Here is a 23,970-nt window from a genome sequence, read left to right as displayed (position 1 = left end):
GTGGATGCCGCCTGGGCATGATGGCAGAGGATCGCGACGAACGTGACCTGGCGCCGGCAGGGGTTCGTCTCCCCTCGCTGAACCTGTGTCAGGTCGAGGGGGCGCGCCTTGGAATTCCTCCAGTACGAGTTTGCACGATCGGGCGTGGAAACCAGCCTGTGGCTGCCACCGCTGATTGCGTTTCTGATCTCGCTGGTGACGGCGATGGTGGGTGTCTCCGGGGCATTCCTGCTGTTGCCGTTTCAGATGAGTGTACTGAACTACACGGCTCCATCGGTGAGCGCGACCAACCTGGTCTTCAATCTTGTTGCCATACCCTCGGGCGTCTACCGTTTTTTCCGCGAAGGGCGAATGCTGTGGTCGCTCAACTGGGTGATCGTCGCGGGAACCTTGCCCGGTGTTGGCGTCGGCTATTACGTGCGGGTCTATCACCTGTACGAGCCGGCGCTTTTCAAGGTCTTCGTCGGCATGGTGCTCATGTATCTCGCCCTGCGCTTGCTGGCCGACTTCGCGCCCTGGCGGCGAGGGGCCGGTCGGGGCACCTCGGGGATGGCGACGGGTTCAGTCGCACGCACCCGGACGGTCGACCCCTTCAGGGTTACCTTCACCTTCGGGGCAGACACACACTCGTTCAGCCTCCCGGCGATGGCGTTGCTCGCATTCGCCGTCGGCATCATCGGCGGGATCTATGGCATCGGGGGCGGTGCACTCATGGCACCGATTTGTGTCGCGATCTTCCGCTTGCCGGTCTACACGGTGGCAGGCGCGGCGCTGGCGGCCACGTTCATCACGTCGATTGCGGGCGTCTTGATGTACAGCCTGTTGCCCGCGCCACCCGGCGTCGCTTCGCGGCCGGACTGGGAGCTGGGTGTGCTGTTCGGCATCGGAGGCGCCCTGGGCATGTATGTCGGCGCGCGGCTGCAGCGCTACGTTCCTCGCGCGGCACTGGCACTGCTGCTGGGTGTCGTGATTCTGGTGCTGGCGATCTATTACCTGTCGGCACTGATAACCTAGGCAGGTCGGACCAGAATATGGGGCGTGGAAAGGTGGGGTGGTCCGGCAGTACAGCTTGGGGGCGTGTCACACGAATAGCGATTTCCGGCCTGAAACGCTTTGAATAAGCGTGATGGCAGGCCGCTTGAGCGGTAAACCGCGCCTCCACTGAATGGGATATATCAAGGTCCGACCGCGATGTCTGAGCCAGCCACGCGGGCGGTGGGACCGGATTAGGGTCGGCTGAATGGACCGGGCCCGGCGAGCCCCGGTTATTCTTCGCTGGCCGGCAGGGAGGCGTAGTAGGCCGCCAGGGCCGCCATTTCTTCTTCTTCCAGCTCGCTGGCAATGCCCTCCATCAGTCCGGCGAGCGAGGTTTCGCGGGCGCCGTGGGCATAGGCCTGGAGTTGTGCCATGAGATAGCGGGGGGGATGGCCGGCCAGCGGCGGCAGGCTGGGATTGCGCTCGCGCCCTTCGTCGCCATGACAGGAGGCGCAGGACTGGATGTTGCGTTCTGGCAGCCCCTCAAGGGCGATCTCGCGCCCTCTGTTGACCAGATCGTCCGGCACGTCGTGCGGGCCGCCCGCCGGTTTCATTTCGGCGTAATAGCGGCTGATTGCTTCGATCTCGTCGTCGTCCAGATTCTGCGCGATCTGCGCCATGGTGGCGTTCGGACGCAGGCCTTCGCGGTAGGCCTCCATCTGTTCGATCAGGTATTGCTCCGGCAGTCCCGCCAGGCGCGGGAATGGGGGCTGCGACTGGCCCTGGCCCTGTTCGCCATGACACTGGATACAGGCGGTCGCACCGCGGTCATTGCCCTCTTGCGCAATGCGTGCACCGGGGTCTTCCTCGGCGCTGGCCGCTCCACCTGCGAGCCATAGCGGGGCAATCAGGATCAGCAACCGTAAAGCGGCCTGGCTGGGCGTGCGTGCTGCAGTCATCGAGAGCCCCGCTTGCGGAAGGGATACCTCCCATTGTAGCGGGATGGGGCCGCTGTGGGAGGAAGCTGGAGTGCTGAAGGCCCGAGGGATGTGCGGCAGGTCTCGCCAGTACGCCGGTGAATTTATTGTGATTCCACGCGGTCGGCGCCAGTGCGAGCGTGCGGGGGCCTGTGGTATTTCGCGCGGTCCGGGATGACGTTGCGGATGCCGCCTCGCGGATCCTCGACGTCCCCCTGATAGCGGGGCAGCAGGATCACGTGCAGATGGTCGATGCTTCGTCCCGCGGCCCGGCCGTCGTTGTTGCCAATGGTATAGGCGTCCGGCGGACTGTCCAGGAAGGGGAGTTCCAGTACGGCTTCGATGTGGTCCTTGGGGCGTTCGCGCAGATCCTCGCGCTGCAGCATCTTGCGGTACAGGCTGGCACGGTCGGTCGTTTCGATCACCCGCCGCACGCCATGAATGGCGTCGAAGTAGTCGGCGTGCTCGGTTTCGTCGAGCTCGAACAGGGAAACCACGTGCCGCCGCGGGATCACGAGGGCATGCCCCGGATTGACCGGGTTGGTGTCGAACAGGGCGACGAACGAACGGTTTTCGTAGATGAGGGGATCGGCCAGTCCGACCGCGACGCGGCAGAAGTAACAATCCTTGCTGGCTGTGGCACGGGTCATCGAAATGCCTGGTGGTGATCGATTGGTTGCGGAACCTAAACCGGCAATTCTACTGGATCTTCAACCCTTCGTGGGGCAGTGGCGGGTGAAGTTCGTGTGACCGTACGCCCGATCTCGTGGGCGTGCGTGGGCCCTGCCGGGCGAAAGCCAGCAAGATTCGACCACCCCTTCGCTTGTGGTGTCGCAAGTCGCGCTTGACGCCCCGCGGGTCAACACGTAAGTTCCCCATCATTGCAAGGGGTTTTTGCGGTCCTTCCTTCGAGCCGTTTTGCGGCCAGACCCACCATCCCCCGATACGTTGATCGAGGCTGTACGCCCCGCGTCCGCGGTGGCCGCGCGCCTCGACTGTTGCGCCGATGCGCGACTGAAGCACAAACCGGATGCCCGGATTCGCGCCGGGCGGCCGTGTCGTGTCGACAGCCTGCCTGTCGGCCGCCGCGGGTGCCCGACGCCCCGGATGTTTTGTGTCACGACGTATCGAAGGGGGAGTCCATGTCCATGCCATTTTACGGCCTCGTGTTTGCGCTGCTGTGCGGTGCTGCCGCGCTGGCCTATGGTCTGTTTTCCATCCGCTGGGTGCTCTCGAAGTCAGAGGGGAGCCAGGAGATGCAGCGCATTGCCCGTGCTGTGCAGGAAGGTGCATCGGCCTACATGAAGCGGCAGTACACGACCATTGCAGTGGTCGGGGTGGTGCTGTTCGTCGGGCTTTGGCTGGTGATCGGCGTGGGCTCCGCGATCGGGTTTCTGATCGGTGCAGTGCTTTCGGGTGCGGCGGGGTTTATTGGCATGCATGTGGCGGTGCGGGCCAACGTGCGAACCGCGGCGGCGGCCAAGTCGGGGCTGGAAGCGGCGATGGACGTGGCCTTCCGCGGGGGCGCGGTGACCGGCCTGCTGGTGGTCGGGCTCGGGCTGCTGGGAGTGGCAGGCTATTTTGCCGTGCTCTGGTGGCTCACACCCGAGGGTGGCGAGGTCGGGCTTTCTCCGCTGGTGGGGCTGGCACTGGGCGGCTCGCTGATCTCGATTTTCGCGCGTGTCGGCGGTGGCATCTTCACCAAGGGCGCAGATGTCGGGGCGGACCTGGTGGGCAAGGTCGAGGCGGGCATCCCCGAGGATGACCCCCGCAACCCGGCCGTGATCGCCGACAACGTGGGCGACAACGTCGGGGACTGTGCCGGCATGGCCGCGGACCTGTTCGAGACCTACGCGGTGACCATCATCGCGACGATGATCCTGGGGACGTTGCTGATCCCCGAGCTGGGGCTGATGGCCTCGGTGTATCCGCTGGTGCTGGGGGGCGGGGCGATCCTCGCCTCCATCGTGGGCACCTTCGCGGTCAAGGCGCGCGATGGCTCGGAGATCATCAAGGGGCTCTACAAGGGCCTGATGGTGTCCGGCGGGCTTGCCGCGGTGGCCTTCCTGCCGATTACGCTGGTGCTGGTGCCGGACAACGCGCTGGCCACCAGCATGGGCATCGAGAGTGGCGCGGCCCTGCGTCTGTATGGAGCGGCGCTGGTGGGCCTGGTGCTGACCGGGGTGATCATGGTCGCCACGGACTATTACACCTCCACGGTGTTCCGCCCGGTCCGCCATCTGGCACAGGCCTCGACCACCGGGCACGCGACCAACATCATCGCCGGCCTGGCGCTGTCGATGAAGGCGACCGCCGCGCCAGTGCTGGCGGTCTGTGCGGCGATTCTGGTCGCCTATGCCTTCGGCGGCCTGTACGGCATTGCCATCGGCGCGACCACGATGCTGTCGATGACCGGGATCATCGTGGCCATGGACGCCTACGGGCCGATCACGGACAACGCCGGCGGCATCGCGGAGATGGCCGATCTGCCCTCCGAGGTGCGCGACACCACCGATGCCCTGGACGCGGTGGGCAATACGACCAAGGCGGTCACCAAGGGTTATGCGATCGGCTCGGCCGGGCTCGCGGCCCTGGTGCTGTTCGCCGACTACACCCACGAGCTGATGCGTCACTCCGATGCCACCCACAACTTCGAACTGAGCAATCCGAACGTGATTGTCGGGCTGTTTATCGGGGGCCTGGTCCCATTCCTGTTCGCCGCGATGACAATGGAATCGGTCGGCCGCGCGGCCTCGGGCATCGTGAACGAGGTGCGGCGCCAGTTCCGCGAGATCAGCGGGATCATGGAGGGCACCACCAAGCCGGACTACACCCGAGCCGTGGACATGCTCACCGGCTCGGCGATCCGCGAGATGATCCTGCCCTCGTTGCTGCCGGTGCTGGTGCCGGTGCTGGTCGGCGTGTTCCTCGGCACCGAGGCGCTGGGCGGCCTGCTGATCGGGACGATCGTGACCGGCCTGTTCGTGGCGATCTCCCAGACCGCCGGTGGCGGGGCGTGGGATAACGCGAAGAAGTACATTGAAGACGGACACCACGGCGGGAAGGGCTCCGAGGCCCATCACGCGGCCGTCACCGGCGACACGGTGGGCGACCCGTACAAGGACACCTCGGGCCCCGCGATCAACCCGCTGATCAAGGTCATCAACATCATGGCGCTGCTGCTGGTGCCCGTCCTTTAGGGCCCAGCGAAACGGAAGGAGAACCGACATGCCGACAATCCGACTGCAAATGGCCCCGGATCTGGAGCTGAACATGGAGCTGGAGGTCGAGGGGGTTGATTGCGACAGCCGCGACTGGGACGTCCAGCAGCACAAGGCCGAGATCTACGCCGAATTCGAGCGCCGACTGAAGGCCGCGTTCCCCGAGGGCTTCAAGATTCACACCTTCGAGTTCGGCCTGGCCTGCAAGCCGCGCTAACGGGGCGGATAACACGGGGCATGGCCCGTGCGAGCACTATGCCGAGCATAGCCAGCGCGTAAACCAGTCCGTTGCCAGATCGGCCGCCTGCTCCAGGGTGCCCGGTTCATCGAACAGGTGAGTGGCGCCCGGCACGATAGCGAGCTTGCAGGTGGCACGCATGCGGGCCTGCGCTTCGCGGTTGAGCTGGATCACCATGGTGTCGTTGCCCCCGACAATTAGCAGGGTAGGCGATTCGACCCGGGGCAGGGCCTCGCCCGCCAGATCGGGGCGGCCGCCGCGAGAGACGACGGCGCGGATGGTATCGGGAGCCGCCGCTGCCGCCTGTAATGCGGCTGCGGCTCCAGTGCTGGCGCCAAACAGGCCTATCGGCAACCTGTCGAGCCGTCGTTCGGAGGCGGCCCATTCGCAGGCCTGTACGAGCCGCCGGGCCAGTAGCGGGATGTCGAACCGGTTCTCGTAGGTGCGATCCTCCGTCTCGGTCAGGAGGTCGAACATCAGCGTGGCGAGACCGGCGGCCTGCAGCACGTGGGCCACCTGGTGGTTGCGCGGGCTGAGGCGGCTGCTGCCGCTTCCATGTGCGAACACGACCAGACCGGCGGGCACTTCCGGCAGGCCGAGTATCCCCTGATGGGGGTGCCCGTCCAGGGCGAGGGTCACATCCTGTTGTTCAGCGCGAGACATCGGGTTTGGACGAATGATGGGCGCTCGCCAGCAGGTGGATCACCTCGTCGTCGGAGGTCTGCTCGAATGATTCGTAGTAGGACCCGACCGAACCCAGGTAGTACACCGGGCTGTCCAGGGTCACCACCTGGTCGACCTCGGCCTCGAGCAGTTCCGCCGTTTCGGCCGGGGCCACGGGGATCGCGACGATGATCTGGCTGGGGCGGCGTTGACGGGCGTCGCGGATGGCGGCGCGCATGGTCAGGCCGGTGGCAATGCCGTCATCGACGATGATGGCCAGTTTGCCGGCGACGTCCGGGGCGGGCGTGGTGCAGTACAAGTCGCGCCGCCGACGGGCCTCGGCGCGTTCGCGTGCCTCGGCCTGTTCCAGCCATTCGGGGTCGACGCGTTCTTCCTCGCGGGGGTTGCAAACGCGCTCGCCCTGTTCCGGGACCGCGCAGATCGCGTATTCGGGGTGAAACGGGTGGCCAATCTTGCGGGGGATCAGCAAATCCAGCGGCATATCCAGGTGACGTGCGACCACGGCCCCGAGCGGGACGCCGCCGCGCGGCAGGGCATACACCACGCCGGGCTGGCCACGGAAGCGGTCCAGCGCTTGCGCGAGTCGTCGGCCGGCGTCGGTGCGGTCCTGGAAACGCATGGGGCTCTCCGAGCGATACGCAGTTGAACTGACCTGGAGTGTAGGCCCGTATGGAGCGGAAAACACCGAAGGGCTGGGCAAAATCGGAGTTAGCGGATCTCGAGATTGTGGTAGCGGATCACGCGGTCGAGCTCGCCGGGGTGCAGCTCCAGGCTGTAATCCAGGCGCAGGCGTTCGATCAGGTCCGCACGGTGATGGGGGCACGGGTCCATCTGCTGGATGAACTGGCCGACGTCCTCGACGACCGCCCAGGGGTAGAGCAGCCAGCGCCATTCGCGAACGGTATGGCTGCGGAAGTCCGCCGGACAGGTGGTCGTGGTCTTTTCGTGCAGAACGGCGGTACGCACCGCCTCGGGCGACAAGGTCTCCAGATGCGGGCGTGCCGCGGCCAGGGTATCGCCGCTGTCGTTGACATCGTCCACCACCAGCACACGCTCACCGCGGACCTCGCCACTCAGGGGAACCGTCACGGCCGCGGACTGTTTCTCGCGCGCGCCGGAGGTGTAGTGCTCCACTTTGACGCTCAGCAGCTTGTGCACCTGCAGGAAGTCGCACAGGAATCGCGCCGGCATGAAGCCGCCACGGGCAATGGCGACGATCGTGTCGGGCCGGAAGTCGCTGTCCAAAATCTGGCGGGCAAGGGTGTCTGAGGCGTCGACCACCTCGTTCACACTGATTAGCTGTACCGGCATCTTGTGGGCTTCAGACATCGCTGGCGCTCTCCATCGCTACTGCATCAAGGATGTTATCGGCCGGCCAGAAAGAGCAAGCGTGCGATGAAGGCGATGGTCAGGATGATCCATCCGATGGGATAGGGCAGTACGCCGGTGAAGAATGCGGCCAGGCTGGCGACCAGCAGCAGGCCGAGGATGAGTAGCGGGATGTCCATACCGGTAGGATTGGGGGATGCGCCGTTGGTTCGCAGACCGGGCCTTTGTGGACCCGGGATCGGAACGATGGGGCGTCGCGCCCGTCGATGGGGAGAGGCTTGATGACGCAGAATAACGACATTCCGGCCTGCCCCCTGGAGATCGGCACGGTGCGCCTGCCCGAGGGCGGAGCCATCGGGATGACGCTTTGCCCCGGCAAGTGCGAGCCGGGTGTGCCCGGTGGTCAGCGGGACCTGGCGGCGGATCTGGCTGCGGTCCGGGGCTGGGGGGCGACGGCCGTGGTCACGCTGAACCAGGGGCATGAACTGGACGCGCTCGGTGTGCCCGAGCTGGGCGAGGCCGTGCGTGCGGCGGGGCTGGCGTGGCTGCACCTGCCGATCGGTGACATGGCGGCACCGGATCGCCCATGGGAGTCGCGATGGCGCGAAGTCCGCCCCGAGGTGCACCGGCGGCTGCGTGCGGGCGAAGGGGTGATTTTTCATTGCGGTGGCGGGTTTGGCCGTGCGGGGACGATTGCGGCCCTGACGCTGATCGAACGGGGCCTCGCCCCGGAGGAGGCCATCGCAACGGTGCGCAAGGCGCGCCCCGGCGCGATCGAGAGCCCGGATCAGCAGCGCTACTTGTTGGGCCTGTCCGTAAACGGCGCCTGAGCATCCGGGTCCGGAGCCTCGTGGTCTGCGCCTTCTCCCGGCGCCTTCTGCAGCTCCGCCTCCACGTTGCCGATGATCTCCCGGCTCAGGGTCTGGATCAGCGGTTTGGCCGCCTGGCGGACGGTCTCTTCAAGCACAGGATTGTCGAGCTCGTACTCTAGACGCAGGTGGATCGTCGTGCCGTCTTTCACGGGTGTCAGGTGGTAGGTGCCATGATTCTGCACGCCGGCCAGCGATTGCCAGGAAAAGCGCTCCGGTGGGTCCGATTCTGTGATCTCGACATCGAAATTCAGCGGTATGCCGGCGATGCGGACGACCCATCGGTAGCGGGCCTCCCCGACGCGCGTTATCGTTTCGATGGCCTCGCTGTAATGGACGAAATCCTCGACGCGCGTGATCAGGGCGAATACATCGGCTCGGGCCGCGCGGATGTGGGCCTGGTGTTCGATCGTGGGCATGTTCAGCGACGCGGTTCGGAGGACTTCGAGTATGCAGGGAGGCAACCCGGTGTGCATCACACCCCCCGCTCCGGGATGTAGCGGCCGCGTCACCCTTTACGGGAGCGACGGTGGATGAAGGTGCTCGTGATCCTGGGTCACCCGCGTACCGACAGCCTGTGCGGCGCGCTGGCCGAGGCCTACCGTGACGGGGCCCGGTCCGCCGGGGCGGAAGTGCGCTCCCTGGAGCTGGCACACCTGGAATTCGACCCCCACGTCCATACGCCTTCGCCGAATCAGCAGGCGCTGGAACACGACCTGGACGCGGCGCGCGAACTGGTCGCCTGGGCCGATCACCTCGTATTCGTCTTTCCCACCTGGTGGGGCACCATGCCGGCGCTGCTCAAGGGTTTTCTCGATCGGGTGATGACGCCCGAGTTCGCCTTTCGCAGTTGTGAGGGCGGCACCGGATACGAGGGGCTGCTGCAGGGCCGCTCCGCACAACTGATCACCACGATGGATACCCCGGTACTGATCCATCGGCTGCTGTATCGCCAGCCGGGGATCAACGCGATGGCGCGGGCGACCCTGGGTTTTTGCGGCATCCGCCCGGTGCGGTCGTTGATGCTGGGTTCGGTGCGCGAGGCCGACGACCGAAAGCGCGAGGTATGGCTCGAACGCGCACGCGAGGAAGGGCTGCGCCTGCAGCATGGGCGCGAGAGTCTGCGCGAACGGGCCGGCTTCAAGCTGGGGGGCTGGCTGCAGGCGCTGCGTCTGCAGTTCTATCCGATGACCTTCGTCGCCTACACCGCAGGGGCCCTGGCAGCGGCCCCGGACGACGGTGTACTGCGCAACCCGGTGTTCTGGCTTGGCTATCTGTGCCTGTTCCTGCTCGAGGTGGCGACGGTCCTGGTCAATGAGCGAGTGGATTACGGCTCCGATCGCCAGAACCGGTTCTACAGTCCGTTTACCGGCGGCTCGCGGGTGCTGGTGGAGGGTCGGCTGTCCCTGCGCGAGATCAATACCGGTACGGTGGTGGCGCTGGGGGGCTTCGCGGCAGCGTTTGCCGCGCTGCTCGCGGTGGCGCCCGGCGATGCCGGTCCCATGCTGTGGGTGGCCGGCGTGCTGGCGGTGCTCGCGATCGGCTACACGGCGCCGCCCCTGAAGCTCAGTTACCGCGGGCTTGGGGAGATGGATGTCGCGCTGACCCACAGCCTGGGTGTGCTGCTGTGTGGCTATGTATTCCTGGGCGGTGACTGGACGGACCCCCTGCCCTGGTGGCTGAGTCTGCCGCTGTTTCTGGCGATCATCCCGTCGATTACGCTTTCCGGTATTCCCGATCGCGAGGCGGACGCGGCCGTGGCCAAACGTACCCTGGCGGTGCGGCTGGGGAATGGTGGTGCCCTCGGTGTGGCAATGGGGTTCACCGTTCTGGCGGCGGTTGCGGGAACGACATTCCACCTGACCGGTTGGGCTCAGGGGGCCTATGAAGGCATTGCCTATTTCGTGGTTCCGCATGCGGCGTGGCTGATGTGGCTCCTGTGGCGCGAGCGGCAGCGCGGTGCGCCCGACGGACGCATCGACGGACTGATGGCGGTATCGCTAGCCTATGTGCTGTGGTTTGGCCTGGTGCCGCTGGTGAATCTCGCGGCGGGTTGATTGAGCAGAAGGCCGGCGCCATGGCCGATGCGCAGACGGGTGTTCGTGCTGGGGAGGGACGGAAGATGTTTGGAAGGCTGATGTCGAGTTTCGTTCTGCTGGGGATGTTGGCGACGCCGGCCCTGGCGGAAGACCGTGAGGCGTTTTATATCGCAGGCGATCGGGATGAGGCGCCGTATAGCTGGATTGACCGCGACGGACGCTTCGTCGGGCACTATGTCCAGTTGATGCAGGAGGCCTTTGCCCATCTATGGGTTCCGCTGCGCCACGAGCCCCACGAATGGGAAGAGGCGCAGCGTCTGGTGAAGGAGGGCAAGGCCGACGCGATCATCACCACCATGACGCCGGAGCGCGAGGAGTATCTGGTGGCGAGCGAGGTTGCGCTGGCCGAGCCGGAATGGGTGGCCTTCGTGCGTGAGGACCATCCCGAGCGCGATGCGTTGCTGGCCAAGGAACGCCTGGAGGACTTTGCCGGATACCGCGTGCTGGACTACGCCGGCAACGGCTGGGGCAAGGCCAACCTGGAGGGCCTGGACGTGCAGCGCGAAGGTACGCTTTCGGAAACCCTGCGGCGTCTGGCGGCCGGCGAAGGCGACGTGCTGATCAACATGAGCGAGGTGACCGAGCACACCATCCGGGAACTGAAGCGGGCCTATCCCCACGAGGCGGATTCGCTGGAGCGACTGGTGGCCTCGTCGAACGTGCTGGATGTGACATCAATGCATCTTCTGGTGCGCAAGGACTCGCCGCATGTGCATCTGGTGCCGCGGATCGACCAGGTCCTGCGGGAGCTGGGCATCTGACGTCCGCTCAGGGAAGACGGGTGCGACTGGCGGTTCTTCGCCCCGCCAGTCGAACAGGATATGCAGGATCGGTTCGATCGCCGGGGGGTATTCCGTCAGCGGACCGGGCACCAGCAGGCCGCGGTGCGAGGCCTCCAGGATCAGGGGTTCGGGGTGGCCCTCCAGTGACAGGGACTCGATCGGCACGACCCCGTCGCCCAGGCCTTCGCTGGTGTCTTCCCACCAGTCTTCGATGCGTTCGGGCAGGTCTTCGATGCCGAACTGCTCGCTCAGGGCCTGCAGGCTGGCCTCCATCGCCGGTGTCGGTTCCGGCACGAGGCCGCCGATGATCTGTACCGGGATACCCTCCGGCCAGGGGCGCCGATTCAGATCCGCCAGAAATTCGCTGTCGGGCCGCAGATCGATCTTGGCCGCTCCCGTGCCGTCGCGCAGCCCGGCGAAAAGCGAAAAGCGCTGCTCACGTATGTCGGCGAGCCATTCGCGGACCTCGAGCCAGACCCGCAGGCGTGCCCAGTCAGAGCCCTGGTTGGGTGTGGCGACCAGGATCACGCCCGCAATGGGCGGTCCTTCGACACGTGGGGCTTCGTCGACCGGGTGTCTCCAGCGGGTGACAAAGTCGCGGATCACCAGGCCGCCCATGCTGTGCCCCACCAGAATGACCGGCTGGTTGGTATCCAGCGTGTCCCAGTATTCGGCCAGGAGGTCGGCACTGCGATCAATCGCCTGATCGTTCGGATACCGAAACTCCCAGCCATTGATGCCGGCCGTGTCGAGGGCAGGTGCAAGCGTGTCCCAGATATCCCCGGGCTCGTCGAGGCCGTGCAGCATGACGACCTCGGGGTGGACGTCATCATCGAAGACCGAGGATCGCGGGACAAAGCCGCGGAGGTCATCGGGCAGCGCCATGATCTCCGGAAACCATTCATGCAGGCGGTCCTGGACCTCCAGGCGCAGTTCGCGCTCCTGTTCCGGATGCTGTTCGGTCCAGGTGACCCAGGCGAGGAACGCGAGTACCGGCAAGCCGATCACCAGGGCGGCTGCGTACAGCCGCTTGCGGGAGCGTGTTCGGCGGCGCGATTGGCGGGTCATATTGTAACGATTGGGCATGCGCGCGCGGATCGCAAGGGCCGCCCGGTGCCGGATGTGGTGGACCGGCCACGGAGTGTGCGTGGGGCGAGGTGTATCATGTCCGTACCCTTTTCCCGGAGCTTCCGCATGCGTCATTCGCCGCTCTTGTTGTTGCTGTGCCTGCCGTTTCTCCTCTCGGCCTGCGCAGGCCTGGATGTCCGCGACTTCGGCTTGAATGGCGAGGGGAGTGGAGGAGACCGGGCGGAAGAGGCGATCCGCGAGGCCCTTCGAGTCGGCACCGAACGAACCGTGGAACGCACGGGGCGGGAGGACGGCTATTGGGGCAACCAGGCCATACGGATCGGTCTGCCGCAGGAGTTGCGGCAGGCAGGGGATGTGCTGCGCAGCGCCGGACTGGGCAACCAGGTCGATGATCTCGAACGGCGCATGAACCGGGCCGCAGAGGCCGCCGCACGCGAGGCGACTCCGGTGTTCGTGAATGCGATTCGCGACATGCACCCGTCCGACGTTCACGCGGTTCTGCGCGGTGATGACGATGCCGCGACCCAGTACCTGCGCGGTGCGTCCGAGTCGGATCTGCGCGAGCGCTATGCGCCCGTGGTGCGCGAGCACATGGAAGGTGCCGGGGTGTACCGGGTGTACCAGCCGCTGCGCGATGCAGCCAGCCGTATCCCCGGCCTGGCCGATCTGGATGTGGATCTCGACCGCTATGTGACGGATCACGCGCTGGATGGCCTGTTTACCATCCTGGCGGACGAAGAACGCCGCGTCCGCGAGGACCCGGCTGCACGTACGACGCAACTCCTGCGGGACTATTTCGGCTCATGACACGTGCATGACCGGCGTTTGTGACGCCATGAGACCGGTATCGAAAGCGCCTCGTGTCTGGGTCGTGGCGACACGGGTCGAGGCGATGCATGTGTCGAAATGACGCATCTGCAAGTGTGATGGTGTTCAACTTGCCCGCGGTGCCCTAAGGCTGAAAGCGCCTGCTGGCGCGAGTTTCCGAGATCAGGTCGTTTTGGCACGGAGCCTGCTTTGCTTTGGACCAAGGCCCGAGCAATCGCGACGGGCCATCAAAAGCCAACCGATCTGAAGCAGCAGGAGGCGCACGATGGGACACAAGACCGGTACCGCATATTCGATCGCGCTGGCCCTGGGCCTTGCCCTGGGCGGTGCGAGCACGGCGGCCGCAGAGGACCCGACGGTGTTCGAGCAGGAATGGACGGATGATCCCGAAATGTCCGCCGACGATGTCAGTGAAAGCGATCTGGAGAGCTTCCTGGCTGCGGCGCATGCCGCTCAGGACATCCGCGCTGAATACGCGGACGACATCGCGGAGGCGGAGGGCGAGGACGCCCAGGAACTGCGTGACGAAGCCAACGACGAAATGGTGGCAGCGATTGAGGATGAGGACCTGACGGTCGAGGAATACCAGGATATTGCCTACCTGATCGACAACGACAGCGATCTCGGGGAGCAATTCGCCGAGATTGCGAAGGGTTCGTAACCTGCACAAGCACTACGCCTGCTATCTCCCAGGACCCCGGCGGAGGCTTTGCCCGCTGGGGTTCATTGTGTGAGGGCTGCTGCGCGGCGTCGGGGGGTTATCAGGGTCAACCGCCTCGAGCAGCAGCAGGGATGGGACCTCGTCCGCTTGCAGGGGTCGGGCGAAGTAAAACCCCTGGATGCGGTCGAACCCGAGTTCCCGGCTCAGTTCGATCTGGTGCCGTGTCTCGATGCCCTCGGCCACGGTCGTCAGGCCAAGTGAGCCGGCCAGCAGTGCGATGCCTCGCGCGAGATCAGCGGCCGAGGGATCGTGGCCAAGGTTGGAAACAAGCTGACGGTCGAGCTTGAGCGTGTCGATCGGAAACCGGTTGAGGTAGGCGAGGGATGAATACCCGGTGCCGAAGTCGTCGATGGCGAGATGCACTCCCAGATGCTTCAGGGCCGAGAGGGCGGGTTTGGCGTCCTCGAGCACGAGCACGGTCTCGGTGAGTTCGATGGTCAGGAGGTCGGGCGGCAAGTGGTGTCGCTTGAGCGCGCGAGCGACATCGTATGCGAGTTCGGGGCGGATCAGGTCCCGGGCGGAGAGATTGATCGCGGTATACCAGGGCTCGCGGCCCTGCGCCTGAGCGTGGTTCTTCCACTCTTCGGTCTGTCGACAGGCCTCGGCGACTACCAACTCCCCGATATCGTGTATCAGAGAAGAATCCTCAGCCACGTCGAGGAAGTCCGCCGGGGTGAGCTCCCCGTGTACCGGGTGTTGCCAGCGGATCAGTGCCTCGACTCCGACAAAACGGCGCTGGCGGATCGAGTAGATCGGCTGGTAGCGCAGAAAGAACTCGTTGTGCTTCAGACCTCGCCGAATGTCGAACTCCTGGCGCATGCGCCGCAGCTCCTCGGTGACCGGGCGCAGCGCGGGAATGACCAGCCAGGCCATCAATTGCCCGATCCCAACGAAGAATGCCGTGCGCGTCAGCCAGCGTTCGGTCTCCTGGGCGGTGGCCGTTGCGACATCCACGTAGGTCAGGGGGCCGGCCAGCACACCGGCCACCAGCGCAACGATCAGGGCGGCGCCTGGGCCAAAGCGCGCGGCGGCAAACAGGATCGGCACGTAGTAGAGGTGCGGCACGATGCGGTCGGCACCGCCCGCCAGGTAGGGGATCAGCCAGGAAAGCAGGAGGCCCCCGACAATAATGAGCGTCGCGGAGACAAAGGACATCTCGACCCAGGAGCGGAGCGTGGTGCGCGCCAGGTATTCGGAATACCAGGACCCGTTTGCCTGGAGAGGTGCCGAGTCGGACCTGGACATCGGGAGCTCCTTGCTGGTTGCCGCCGGCCCATCCATGGTGCGGTGCCCGCCTCGGCGGCTTCGGGAAGTCAGAGGTTATGAAATAATGTCGCGCTCGGAGTTGTCTGGAGTTTAGTACAGCCCACAGCAAGTGCGAGCCATGCGTTCCTGTGCCGGGTGGGCCCTGTTAATCACGTGGTGGGGACGTGCCTGTCCCGAGCTGTGAACGTGGGCGTGGCAGGGGCGCGGAGTCTGCAGGATGCGGGCGATCTGCTGGGCCGGCGCCATCGCGGGCGAGGCTATTCCGGGAGGAAGCGAATCTTGCCGTACCAGGCCTCGATGGTGCGTTCGGTGTCGTCGCAGTCGGTCATGATCGCGACGGCATCGATGGTGTCGATCTCGCGGTCGTGCAACTGCCGGAAATCCTCGCGCACATTGCGCCGCTCGGTGACCCATTGCCCGGTTTCGTCGGGCGCGCCGGAACGCACGGCGAGCATGCGGGCCTGGCTCGCGTAGGCATTCGGCCAGTCGGCACCCTCCGGTTTCTCGCTGGCCCACACGTAGTTGATCGCGCGGGTGCGCCAGCGCAGGAGGCCGCCATCCTTCACGACGTATACGCGCGCCGGGTAGTCGTCACCGGCACGTGTGGTCTCGTCAATGCCACTGAATGTCTCGTCCACGCGCCAGCTCCACTCGAGGATAGGGGTGCGTTCGAGGTCGATCGTCTTCTTCAGGTACAGCCCGGACGCACTGTTGTCGCAACTCGCGTGGAGCGCCTCGCGCCCGTCGATCTCGACGGGCTCGTACTGCGTCTCGCCCTCGAACACCTCTTTCTCCCAATTCAGGATGTCGGTGGGGGTGAATCGCGGTTCCGAGGCAAGGGCAAGCCCAGGGGGGCAGGCGAGAATAACGGCAAGCAGGAGCCGTGGAAGCCGGTTGTCGGTTGGCGGGTAGCGGAACGGGTTGCTGATGGCCATGGCCCACCCTTTCCTGCCTCATGAATCTTCAAGCATAGGTGACGGCTGACCCGACGGGAAGCCCGAGCGCGGGGGCGGGGCCGCCCGGCCAGCACGCTGACACGTTCAAGGGAGGCATGGAGGCCGTCCGAGCAGGTGGTGTGGAAGCGCCCGAAGCGCGGTGACGGCCTCGGGCGCGAAAGGGATTACTCGTGAACCACGATGCGTTGGCGGGTGGGGTGCAGGTCCACGCGGGACCTGGATTCGGCGCAGGCTTCCGCAACCTGCTCCAGTCCGGGCAGGTCATTCCGCCGGGCAAGGTGGCGCAGCAGTTCGCTGCCCTGGCAGTCGACCAGCACCTCGCCGTCCTGGCGGCAATGGAACGCGGTGTCGTCGACGGTCCAGTCCATGCCATCGGGCATATTGAGTACCACGGGTTCTTTTTTCAGGACCTGCATTTTGGCCTGCATCGCGTGCTGTCCGTCATCCCAGTTCACTGTGGGGACGTTGTCGTAATGGTGCATTGGGCGTGCTCCTGTTGCCTTCCCTGTGGATTCGGAAGTGCAGCTTCTTCCCTGACCACTACACACCCAGGCTAGGAAACTTGCCCCGGGGCGCGTCAAATACGTGCACGCCAGGGATTGCCAATGCGGACTGCGTTGAATGCGCCATGCAGACACCCTATAAGAAAGGATATGCAGAAGTCGCGAGGACCGAACCATGAAAACGTCCAGCAACCGGATTTTCCGGGTGTTCGGGATCTGCTGCCGGGGGCCGTGGTTCCTGGCGGCATCGCTTGCGCTGCTGGCGGGTTGTGCAACGCCCTTCCCGGACCCGGATCCCGCCAAGCAGTTTGCTGACGGGCTGACAGCGGAGGAGCTCTTTGCCCGGGCCATGGCAGCCCATGGAGGGGATCTTCGCGAGTACGACGGTGACCTGAACCAGTCCACTGATGGCGAGTGGGGACGGATGGTGCAGCGGGTGCAGCCACTGGTGGCGGATGGTGGATACCGCGGCCAGGGCGAGGAGCGCTACCGCCCCGCGGACGGGCTCTATGCGGTCCATTACACGGGTCCGGAGGGCACCAAGACGGTAGTCCGCCAGCGCGACGACATTCGCGTGTACTACAACGGCGAGCGCAGCGATGACGAGGATCGGATCCGCGCAACTGCGATGACCACCGATGCCGGCAAGCTGTTCCACTACGGACCGTCCTTCGTGAAGCACCGCGCGACATCAATGACGCGGCTGGAAGATCGCCGCGAGGATGGCGTGGACTATCGTCGTGTGCTGGCGACGATCCAGCCCGGCTTCGGCAAGGCGGACGAAGATCAGGTGGTGATGTGGATCCACCCCGAAACCGATCGGCTCTACCGGGTGCACATCACCCTGACAGGCTTCGAACCGACCCGGAATGCGCACGTCGACACAACCTTCCTGGATTACGAGGACGTCGGCCCGTACACGCTTCCTTCGCGCTTCGAGGAGCGCGTGCTCGGGCCGATCCGCCTGTTCGTGCACGAGTGGTGGGTGACCGGTCGTGACCAGGATCGTGGCTGGACCGACGACGATGTCCGGGGGCCGGAGTTCACCGGGGCGGCCGCGCGGCCGGCCGGAGAATAGGCGCGACGCTTGCTTGACCACTGGAGCAGCCGCAGGAAGGTCTGTGGTAGCGCGTTGGCCTGAACGAGTACGGCGACTCCGGCCTGTTGCAGGATCCGGGCGCGCACCAGGCGGGTGACCTCGGCCGCGTAATCGGTGTCCAGGATGCGGCTGCGGGCCGCTGCCAGGTTGTCGCTGGTAATGCCCAGGTGGGCAATGGTCGACTCGAAGCGGTTCTGGATGGCCCCGAACTGGCTGCGCCGCGCGTTGACCGCATCCAGCGCGGCATCCAGCCGTCAAAGGGCGTCGCTGGCCCCCTGGCGCGAGGTCAGGTCGACATCGTTCAGGCTCCCCCCGGGCTGGGTGGTGGCCGGCAGCCCGAGTGTGTCGATGGCGGTCTCACCCAAGATCGTCAGGGTCTCGCGGGCGATCAGGTTCAGCCGGCCGTCGTCGGTCAGGAGCGCGCCCGGTTGATCCCAGGGCGCGGTCGATCGCGGTCGCCAGCTCCTGCGGCGTGCGATAGCGGCCTGCAGGGACCTCCACCGGCTCGCGCTCGCCCACACGGATGAAGAAATCCTGCTCCACCTCCAGCGGCTCGGCCTCGAAGTGGGGCTCCAGTTCGCCGGAAGAGGCGCTGGCAATGGCACCCACGAAGCGGTTGCGAAGGCTGTTGCCGAGCTCGATGGCGAGAGTCTGCGCGGCCACTGTTGGGCGAACTTGAGGCCCGTGGGAATACTGATCACAGGGCAGGGGGTGATGCGCAGGCGTGCACATCGGCGCATGTTTCCTTAGGCTGCGCCAATTGGACTGGATTGGGAGGGGGCCATGGCCGATACGCAACCCGGACACCGGTATTCGCGGTTCTGGCGCATAGTGATCGCGATCCTGCTAGGGGTCGGGCTGGGGATCGTCTGGCTTTATGTGACCGCCCTGCTCGGGCTTGGAGGCGGGATCGATTTCATGCCCGTGCCGCTGGCCCGGACCTTCGAGTGGGGCACGCCGCTCCTGCTGCTCGGCGGGGCCGTCGGGTTTGCGCTGGGGCGGGCGCGGCTGGCGGCTGCGTTGTTCGGGCTGGCCGGGCTGTTGCTGCTGGTGGCGCTGGTCTTCGAGGGTGTTCGCGTGATGCTGCAGGATCCCGAGGCACGGAGCTATGAACACCAGATGGCACAAACGGCACGGGAAGGGGCCCGGCAGATAATCGAATGCGACAACGGCGAGACGCTACTGGTGCGTAAGGACCGACTGACCCCGGAAGAGATCGCGGTCCTGCAGATCCAGCGCATTCGTGCCGACGGGCGACTGGACCCCGAATTGCTGGCGACCACGGGCGTGGGCTACACGCCGAGTATCAGCGAGGGCATGCGACCGTATCTGGATAGCTCGGTCGAGTGTGATCTGGAAGGCTTTTCCAGTGCCGGGGAGGTGCTGGGCCGCCTGGAGGCATTTATTCAGGAACACCAGCCGAGGCACTCCAGTGCCGTGGCACCGGTCGAGCTGGTGGAACCGGAGTAGCCGCATCGGCATTGGACGGGCGCACCCGGCAGGTCCAGTAGATGCCGTGGAATTCGAGCATGGCGGCGTCGCCCTTGGTCCAGAAGACGATCTGCTCGTCGGGGTTGGCGTAGCGGGCCCCGGAGGCGACGTCGGTCGCCTGCAAGACGGCCCTGGAGCGCCCAAAGCGCAGTTCGGCCTCGTTGCCACTGAAGCTTGCCATCAGGTTCGGGCCGCGATCACAGTTGTAGGGCACATCGCGTGCCTGCTCGGCGGTCGGGGGCAGGGTGCCGCAGGCGGCGAGGGCCAGTGTTGCGCCGATGACAGTCCAGGTCCGCACGCGCCGGTTCTCCTGCGGTTCAAGTGGACCATCCATGATACGCGTAGCCGGGTGTTGCACGTGAAGGCAGCCCTGTGACCTGGGGTTCGAGCCGTTATAGTGGGAGCCAAGACACGAAAGGCGATTACGTTTTGTTTCCGCGGTGGTTTCTGGTTGCTTACCTGCTGTTTGTCTGCGTCCTGGTACCGGTCTATGCGGTCCATTACGGCTGGCTCAACTTCCTCTGGCTGTCCAATCTTGCGCTGATCGCCGGGTGTGCGGCGGCCTGGCTGGAGAGCCGGCGCCTGGCCAGCATGCTGGCTGTGGGCGTGGTCCTGCTGGAAATGGGGTGGGTGATCGACTTCCTGCTGGGCCTGATGCTGCTGGGCAATCCGCCATTCGGCTTTGTCGCCTACATGTTCGATCCGGAGCTCCCGCTCTACCTGCGGCTGTTCTCCCTCTACCACCTGCCGCTACCGTTTGTGCTGTTGTGGATGGTCTGGCGCCTGGGATACGACCCTCTGGCGGGCCGCTTGTGGGTGCTGGCGGGCTGGGCCGTGCTCTTGTTGTCGTATGTGCTGTCGACACCCGAGGCGAACGTGAACTGGGTGCTGGGGCCGTTGGCGCGCCCTCAGGAGCTGGTGCATCCCTATGTGTGGCTCGCAGCCCTGATGGCCGGCTGTGCCCTGGTCTGGTGGCTGAGTCATCGCATGCTGTGGTGGGGCATGGGTCGCTTCGGGCACGTTCATCCGCGCCGGGAAGGCGAGCGCGGTTGATCTGACGCAGTGGGCCCCGGCCCGGGACAGGCGATACTCTCCCGGGAACGCTTTTTCGAGGAGCGCGCGCGCATGACGCTTTTCTGGGTGGCCCTGGTGCCGTTCGTGGTGCTGTTTGTCTGGCTGGTTCCACTGCGTCGGCCGGCCTACGAGGCGGCGCCACTGGCCTATCTGGCAACACTGATCATTGCCCTTTGGGTCTGGCAGATGCCGGGGGCCGTGCTGGGCGCGAGTCTGCTGGATGCGGGCGTGGTGTTTGTCGAGGTCATGTTGATTGTGGCCGTCGCGCTGCTGGTGCTGAACGTGATGATCGCGACCGGTCACATGGATGCGATTCAGTCGGTGATCGCGAGCGTGTCGCGCGACCAGCGCGTGCTGGCGATGCTGCTGGGGTGGGGCCTGGTCGGGTTCGTGGAGGGCATCGCCGGGTTCGGGACCCCGGCCGTGCTGGCGGCGCCGCTGCTCGTCTACTTCGGCATGAAGCCGCTCAAGGCCGTGGCGATTGCCCTGATCGGCAACAGCACGGCCGTCCCGTTTGGTGCGGCGGGCACCCCTGTGGTGATCGGCTTCGCGGGGCTGGGGCTGGACGATGCGGTGGTACAGGAGGCGGTGGTACGCACGGCGTTCATCCTCGCGCTGCTGGCCGTGTTTATCACCATATTCATGACCTGGGTCGCGACCCTGGGGGAAGAGAAGGGGCGCTTTCGCGAGTTTGTGCCGTTCGCGGTGCTCTCCGCACTCGCGTTCGGTATTCCGTATGCGCTGGTCGCGTGGCTGATCGGGCCGGAACTGCCCTCGATCGTCGGCGGCGTCGTCGCGATGGTGGTCATCGCGCTGGCTGCGCACAAGGGTTTTCTGCTTCCGGCGAGCCTGCGCAACACCGAGACCGAATCGGCCCCGATCAGGCGCGTGCTGATCGCCTTCATGCCGTTCGCCGTGATGTCTTTGGCCTTGATTGCCTCGCGCACGGTGATGCCCCTGCGCGAGGCCCTGCAGTCGGTTCGCTGGTCGCCGGGGGAGTTCCGGGGGGTGGAACTGGGGCAGAGCCTGGCCCCGCTGTACACGCCGTATTTCTATTTCGCCCTGGCGCTGGTGACCGCGCTGATCCTGTTTCGCGTGGGGCGCACCACGCTCGGCGAGGCCGTGGTGGCCACCGGACGCAAGCTGCGCGTGGCCGCGATTGTGCTGATCTTCATCATCGCGCTCACCCAGATCCTGCTGATGTCCGAGCTGAACGCGGCGGGGCTGCCCTCGATGCCGCAGGTGCTGGGGCAGGGGCTGGCCGACTGGCTGGGCGGTACGTTCGTGCTGTTCAGCGGATTCCTGGGCGCGCTGGGGTCGTTCATGACCGGAAGCGCCACGGTCTCCAATCTCCTCTTTGCCCGCCTGCAGGCCGATACCGCGGAGGCGGTGGCATTGTCGCTGCCGTCGATTCTCGCCCTGCAGCTGATCGGATCAGGCGTGGGCAACATGATCTCGCTGCACAACATTGCCATGGCGGCCGCGGCCTGCGGCCTGAAGGCACGTGAAGGCCAGGTGGTGCGGGAGACGATCGTGCCGGTCGTTGTAGTGTGTCTCGGGGCCGGCCTGCTGGCGTTCGTCTGGTAGGAACCCGGCCCCGAACATCATTTGCCCGATTGTGGCTAGAAGTTGTAGCCAAGCCCCACGGTGTAGGCAAAGGCGCCATCGCGGAAGGCTTCTTCCGCGTCGCTCGAACGCCGGAAGAACCACTGATACTCCACCCGGCCCAGTACGTAGGTGTTTTCCAGAACGTAGTACTTCAGGCCACCCTCCAGACCGGCAAAGCCGCTGTCACGAACGCCATCGCCGTAGATGACGCCCAGGCTGCCGCCACCGAACGGGCGCAGCCGTCCGTCCCGCGTTTGCAGGTTGGCATAACCGCGGGTCGATCCGTTCCAGAAGTCATCGCGCAGCCTCTCGCCCTCGATGTTGGCGTAGTTGACGCTTTGGCGAATCCCCAGAATGAAGTGGTCACGCAGATACCATCCCATCTCGCCGGAGATGCCAAAGCTCGTATTGTCGAACTTTCGGTCACTGCTGCCGGTGCCGGACAGCGAGAATTCGCGGTCGCCCTGGGAAGGACCGAAATTGGCTGCGGACCCTTGCTGAGCCTGTGCGGCCAGGGGAAGGGCTCCGGCCAGACAAAGTGTCAGCGCCAGTAGTTTTTTCATGTTGCAGGGCCTCTTTGTTAGACCCGGGTCCAGGATGGATCGGGGTCATGTTCCAGGACCAGGCTCGGCTATGCCGACTCCAGCTCCTGAGGCCAGATTGCAAGTGCGGGGGAGGGCGGTTCTGTACGGTGGCGTACACAGAACGCGCCCCAGTGCTTGCCCCAAACCGAAGAAGGTCCGTATGCCCCGCGCAATCAGACTAAAACCGACGAGCCAGATGATGTTGTTCAACATCAGAAAGGGCCTGATTCCGGGAATGGAGGCCGGGGCGCTACTCAGGGAGGGGCGAGTGCGACTGCATCGGTAGCGAATGCCTATACTCGAAATACGACCGGCAATCCCGCCGATTATCCACTTGGGAGGGCAGGACATGGACTGGAACAGGGTTCAAGGCAACTGGAAGCAGTTCAAGGGCAAGGTCAAGGCCCGTTGGGGCAGGTTTACCGATGACGAGCTCGAATCTGTGGCGGGCAAACGCGATGAACTGTCAGGACGAATCCAGGAACAATACGGTGTCACCAAGGACGAGGCAGAAAAGCAGATCAAGGAGTTCGAGAAGAAGGTGGATCGGGAGAAGCACTGAACAGCCAGAGTGCGCGGGCAACGCGCCCTCCCGGTTCAGTAAGGTTGCGTAGTCGCGGGTTCACCCAGGAGGCGGCTGTACTCGCGGGCAATCACCCGATAGCACTCGCAGCTGCGCGCCTCGAGTCCCGGACGATCCAGGATGATCAGGCGCCCACGATGGTAGGTGATCAAGCCGGCCTTTTGCAGTCTGCCCGCGGCCTCGGTGACGCCTTCGCGCCGAACCCCCAGCATGTTCGCGATGAGTTCGTGAGTCATGCTGAGCTCGCGATGCGGCGCGCGGTCATCACTTAGCAACAGCCATCGGCAAAGCTGTCGCTCTACCGAATGATGGCGGTTGCAGGCGGAGGTCTGCGCCATTTGTGTGAGCAGCGCCTGTGTGTAGTGCAATGTCAGGCGTTGCAGTTCGCCAGCGTGCGAAAATGCCTCTTTTACGATGGCGCTGCGAATGCGGTAGGCATGGCCCGGCATGCGCACCGTGGCCCGGGTGGGGGTCGTATAGCCGCCCATCAGCAAGGAAATTCCGACGACCCCCTCACGGCCGGCCACCGCAATCTCGCCACACTTTCCGTCTTCCATTACGCACATCAGAGCGACAATGGCCTCGGTGGGGAAATAGACGTAATGGGTTTCCGTGGGGGATTCGTAGAGGCTGGTCCCTTGCTGTAGCAGGATTGCTTTGAGGTGAGGGCGCAGGTAGTCGTATTCGCTGTCGGGCAAGGCCGCGAGCAATCCATTGTCGCGGGGCGACAGGCCGATCGATTGGGGCAAGGGCACCGGCAGGTCCGTTTGGTTTCCGGGGAAGTCGAAGATCCGAAAGCTTCGGATGATGCATGGCTTCAGCATACCCGCTCGAGCAATGCCAAACCCCCGCGGTGGCGACTGAAATCTTCCAGACGCCGGCACCATTGTTCTGTTAAGCCGATTGGCTCAGCCGCGTCCGGTCGTGGCAACCGGCGTGCCCCGATGCGGAGTGGGAAGCAATCCCGAGGGGAGAAAGCCCCCTCGGGACTGGA

The 23,970-nt window shown here is 65.2% G+C and carries 27 protein-coding genes and 1 pseudogene; 13 read left to right on the top strand and 15 right to left on the bottom strand.

The features are described from left to right. The first annotated feature begins 108 nt into the window (after positions 1-108). Positions 109-1,014, top strand: a complete 906-nt coding sequence (locus C995_RS0105285; RefSeq protein ID WP_018863950.1) for a sulfite exporter TauE/SafE family protein — start codon at positions 109-111, stop codon at positions 1,012-1,014. Between the two features lie 251 nt (positions 1,015-1,265). Here the strand turns inward: C995_RS0105285 and C995_RS0105280 are convergent, their stop codons facing one another. Continuing rightward, positions 1,266-1,934, bottom strand: coding sequence for a c-type cytochrome (locus tag C995_RS0105280; RefSeq protein WP_026278961.1), 669 nt, complete (start codon positions 1,932-1,934; stop codon positions 1,266-1,268). Positions 1,935-2,056: 122 nt separating this feature from the next. Then, a complete protein-coding gene (locus C995_RS0105275; RefSeq protein WP_018863948.1) occupies positions 2,057-2,602 on the bottom strand; it encodes an HIT family protein in 546 nt (181 codons plus the stop codon). A gap of 492 nt (positions 2,603-3,094) precedes the next feature. On the opposite strand from C995_RS0105275, the gene C995_RS0105270 reads away from it, so the two are divergent. Then, complete coding sequence (locus tag C995_RS0105270) at positions 3,095-5,152, top strand: sodium-translocating pyrophosphatase (RefSeq protein WP_018863947.1); 2,058 nt, start codon at positions 3,095-3,097, stop codon at positions 5,150-5,152. 49 nt (positions 5,153-5,201) lie between these two features. Further along, on the top strand, positions 5,202-5,390 hold the full coding sequence (locus C995_RS0105265; RefSeq protein ID WP_018863946.1) for a hypothetical protein: 189 nt from the start codon (positions 5,202-5,204) through the stop codon (positions 5,388-5,390). A 36-nt stretch (positions 5,391-5,426) separates the two neighbouring features. Here C995_RS0105265 and C995_RS0105260 read toward each other — a convergent pair whose 3' ends face one another. The 4 genes from C995_RS0105260 to C995_RS14320 all read right to left on the bottom strand — a co-directional run bounded on the left by C995_RS0105260 (position 5,427) and on the right by C995_RS14320 (position 7,603). Further along, complete coding sequence (locus C995_RS0105260; RefSeq protein WP_026278960.1) at positions 5,427-6,074, bottom strand: dienelactone hydrolase family protein; 648 nt, start codon at positions 6,072-6,074, stop codon at positions 5,427-5,429. After that, positions 6,061-6,714, bottom strand: a complete 654-nt coding sequence (locus C995_RS0105255) for a phosphoribosyltransferase (protein ID WP_018863944.1) — start codon at positions 6,712-6,714, stop codon at positions 6,061-6,063. The genes C995_RS0105260 and C995_RS0105255 overlap by 14 nt, the downstream gene beginning before the upstream one ends. A gap of 89 nt (positions 6,715-6,803) precedes the next feature. Further along, positions 6,804-7,424 (bottom strand): phosphoribosyltransferase, encoded by a 621-nt coding sequence (locus tag C995_RS0105250; RefSeq protein ID WP_018863943.1) that lies wholly within the window; start codon positions 7,422-7,424, stop codon positions 6,804-6,806. 35 nt (positions 7,425-7,459) lie between these two features. Then, positions 7,460-7,603 carry a hypothetical protein gene (locus tag C995_RS14320; RefSeq protein ID WP_018863942.1) on the bottom strand — a complete coding sequence of 48 codons (144 nt, stop codon included), beginning with the start codon at positions 7,601-7,603 and terminating at the stop codon, positions 7,460-7,462. 102 nt (positions 7,604-7,705) lie between these two features. On the opposite strand from C995_RS14320, the gene C995_RS0105240 reads away from it, so the two are divergent. Further along, positions 7,706-8,254 (top strand): cyclin-dependent kinase inhibitor 3 family protein, encoded by a 549-nt coding sequence (locus C995_RS0105240; protein ID WP_018863941.1) that lies wholly within the window; start codon positions 7,706-7,708, stop codon positions 8,252-8,254. On the opposite strand, the gene C995_RS0105235 is transcribed toward C995_RS0105240, so the two are convergent. Further along, positions 8,221-8,712 carry an SRPBCC family protein gene (locus C995_RS0105235; protein WP_018863940.1) on the bottom strand — a complete coding sequence of 164 codons (492 nt, stop codon included), beginning with the start codon at positions 8,710-8,712 and terminating at the stop codon, positions 8,221-8,223. The genes C995_RS0105240 and C995_RS0105235 overlap by 34 nt on opposite strands. Positions 8,713-8,826: 114 nt before the next feature. On the opposite strand from C995_RS0105235, the gene C995_RS0105230 reads away from it, so the two are divergent. Continuing rightward, complete coding sequence (locus C995_RS0105230; protein ID WP_018863939.1) at positions 8,827-10,350, top strand: NAD(P)H-dependent oxidoreductase; 1,524 nt, start codon at positions 8,827-8,829, stop codon at positions 10,348-10,350. Between the two features lie 104 nt (positions 10,351-10,454). Beyond that, the gene (locus tag C995_RS13885; RefSeq protein WP_196800150.1) at positions 10,455-11,153 is read left to right on the top strand and encodes an ABC transporter substrate-binding protein; all 699 of its coding nucleotides are present in this window, start codon (positions 10,455-10,457) and stop codon (positions 11,151-11,153) included. Here the strand turns inward: C995_RS13885 and C995_RS0105220 are convergent. Beyond that, positions 11,067-12,260 (bottom strand): alpha/beta fold hydrolase, encoded by a 1,194-nt coding sequence (locus tag C995_RS0105220; RefSeq protein ID WP_018863937.1) that lies wholly within the window; start codon positions 12,258-12,260, stop codon positions 11,067-11,069. The two genes, C995_RS13885 and C995_RS0105220, sit on opposite strands and share 87 nt — an antisense overlap. A 108-nt stretch (positions 12,261-12,368) precedes the next feature. On the opposite strand from C995_RS0105220, the gene C995_RS0105215 reads away from it, so the two are divergent. Together C995_RS0105215 and C995_RS0105210 are read left to right on the top strand one after the other, a co-directional pair. After that, on the top strand, positions 12,369-13,070 hold the full coding sequence (locus tag C995_RS0105215; RefSeq protein WP_018863936.1) for a DUF4197 domain-containing protein: 702 nt from the start codon (positions 12,369-12,371) through the stop codon (positions 13,068-13,070). A gap of 286 nt (positions 13,071-13,356) precedes the next feature. Then, on the top strand, positions 13,357-13,752 hold the full coding sequence (locus C995_RS0105210) for a DUF4168 domain-containing protein (protein WP_018863935.1): 396 nt from the start codon (positions 13,357-13,359) through the stop codon (positions 13,750-13,752). 21 nt (positions 13,753-13,773) lie between these two features. Here the strand turns inward: C995_RS0105210 and C995_RS0105205 are convergent, their stop codons facing one another. The 3 genes from C995_RS0105205 to C995_RS0105195 form a co-directional block, all read right to left on the bottom strand. Further along, positions 13,774-15,057, bottom strand: a complete 1,284-nt coding sequence (locus tag C995_RS0105205) for an EAL domain-containing protein (RefSeq protein ID WP_018863934.1) — start codon at positions 15,055-15,057, stop codon at positions 13,774-13,776. Positions 15,058-15,335: 278 nt separating this feature from the next. Further along, positions 15,336-16,013: a DUF3047 domain-containing protein gene (locus C995_RS0105200; protein ID WP_018863933.1), complete on the bottom strand. Its 678-nt coding sequence runs from the start codon at positions 16,011-16,013 to the stop codon at positions 15,336-15,338. 185 nt (positions 16,014-16,198) lie between these two features. After that, positions 16,199-16,516 carry a hypothetical protein gene (locus C995_RS0105195; RefSeq protein WP_018863932.1) on the bottom strand — a complete coding sequence of 106 codons (318 nt, stop codon included), beginning with the start codon at positions 16,514-16,516 and terminating at the stop codon, positions 16,199-16,201. Between the two features lie 340 nt (positions 16,517-16,856). Between C995_RS0105195 and C995_RS0105190 the strand changes: the two genes are divergently transcribed. Then, positions 16,857-17,615: a hypothetical protein gene (locus C995_RS0105190; protein WP_026278959.1), complete on the top strand. Its 759-nt coding sequence runs from the start codon at positions 16,857-16,859 to the stop codon at positions 17,613-17,615. Positions 17,616-17,635: 20 nt separating this feature from the next. Here C995_RS0105190 and C995_RS14190 read toward each other — a convergent pair. Continuing rightward, positions 17,636-18,296, bottom strand: a pseudogene (locus C995_RS14190) (flagellin); the annotation flags it as partial. Positions 18,297-18,419: 123 nt separating this feature from the next. Here C995_RS14190 and C995_RS0105175 point away from each other — a divergent pair. Continuing rightward, complete coding sequence (locus C995_RS0105175) at positions 18,420-19,106, top strand: hypothetical protein (RefSeq protein ID WP_018863928.1); 687 nt, start codon at positions 18,420-18,422, stop codon at positions 19,104-19,106. Here C995_RS0105175 and C995_RS0105170 read toward each other — a convergent pair. Further along, positions 19,039-19,425: an MliC family protein gene (locus C995_RS0105170; protein WP_026278958.1), complete on the bottom strand. Its 387-nt coding sequence runs from the start codon at positions 19,423-19,425 to the stop codon at positions 19,039-19,041. The two genes, C995_RS0105175 and C995_RS0105170, sit on opposite strands and share 68 nt — an antisense overlap. Positions 19,426-19,556: 131 nt before the next feature. Between C995_RS0105170 and C995_RS0105165 the strand changes: the two genes are divergently transcribed. Both C995_RS0105165 and C995_RS0105160 read left to right on the top strand, forming a co-directional pair. After that, positions 19,557-20,180, top strand: a complete 624-nt coding sequence (locus C995_RS0105165; protein WP_018863927.1) for a hypothetical protein — start codon at positions 19,557-19,559, stop codon at positions 20,178-20,180. Positions 20,181-20,252: 72 nt separating this feature from the next. After that, on the top strand, positions 20,253-21,788 hold the full coding sequence (locus C995_RS0105160; RefSeq protein WP_018863926.1) for an L-lactate permease: 1,536 nt from the start codon (positions 20,253-20,255) through the stop codon (positions 21,786-21,788). A 35-nt stretch (positions 21,789-21,823) separates the two neighbouring features. Here the strand turns inward: C995_RS0105160 and C995_RS0105155 are convergent, their stop codons facing one another. After that, positions 21,824-22,372: a hypothetical protein gene (locus C995_RS0105155; protein ID WP_018861525.1), complete on the bottom strand. Its 549-nt coding sequence runs from the start codon at positions 22,370-22,372 to the stop codon at positions 21,824-21,826. A 370-nt stretch (positions 22,373-22,742) separates the two neighbouring features. Between C995_RS0105155 and C995_RS0105150 the strand changes: the two genes are divergently transcribed. Then, positions 22,743-22,955 (top strand): CsbD family protein, encoded by a 213-nt coding sequence (locus tag C995_RS0105150; protein ID WP_018863925.1) that lies wholly within the window; start codon positions 22,743-22,745, stop codon positions 22,953-22,955. A 35-nt stretch (positions 22,956-22,990) separates the two neighbouring features. Here C995_RS0105150 and C995_RS0105145 read toward each other — a convergent pair whose 3' ends face one another. Then, positions 22,991-23,800: a helix-turn-helix domain-containing protein gene (locus C995_RS0105145; RefSeq protein ID WP_018863924.1), complete on the bottom strand. Its 810-nt coding sequence runs from the start codon at positions 23,798-23,800 to the stop codon at positions 22,991-22,993. Positions 23,801-23,970: the final 170 nt, after the last annotated feature.

This window comes from Thioalkalivibrio sp. ARh3 (genome assembly GCF_000377265.1).
GTDB classification, from domain to species: Bacteria; Pseudomonadota; Gammaproteobacteria; order Ectothiorhodospirales; family Ectothiorhodospiraceae; genus Thioalkalivibrio; species Thioalkalivibrio thiocyanoxidans.
Note: the sequence above shows the minus strand (reverse complement) of the source record. Positions and strands in the feature narration are given on the sequence as shown.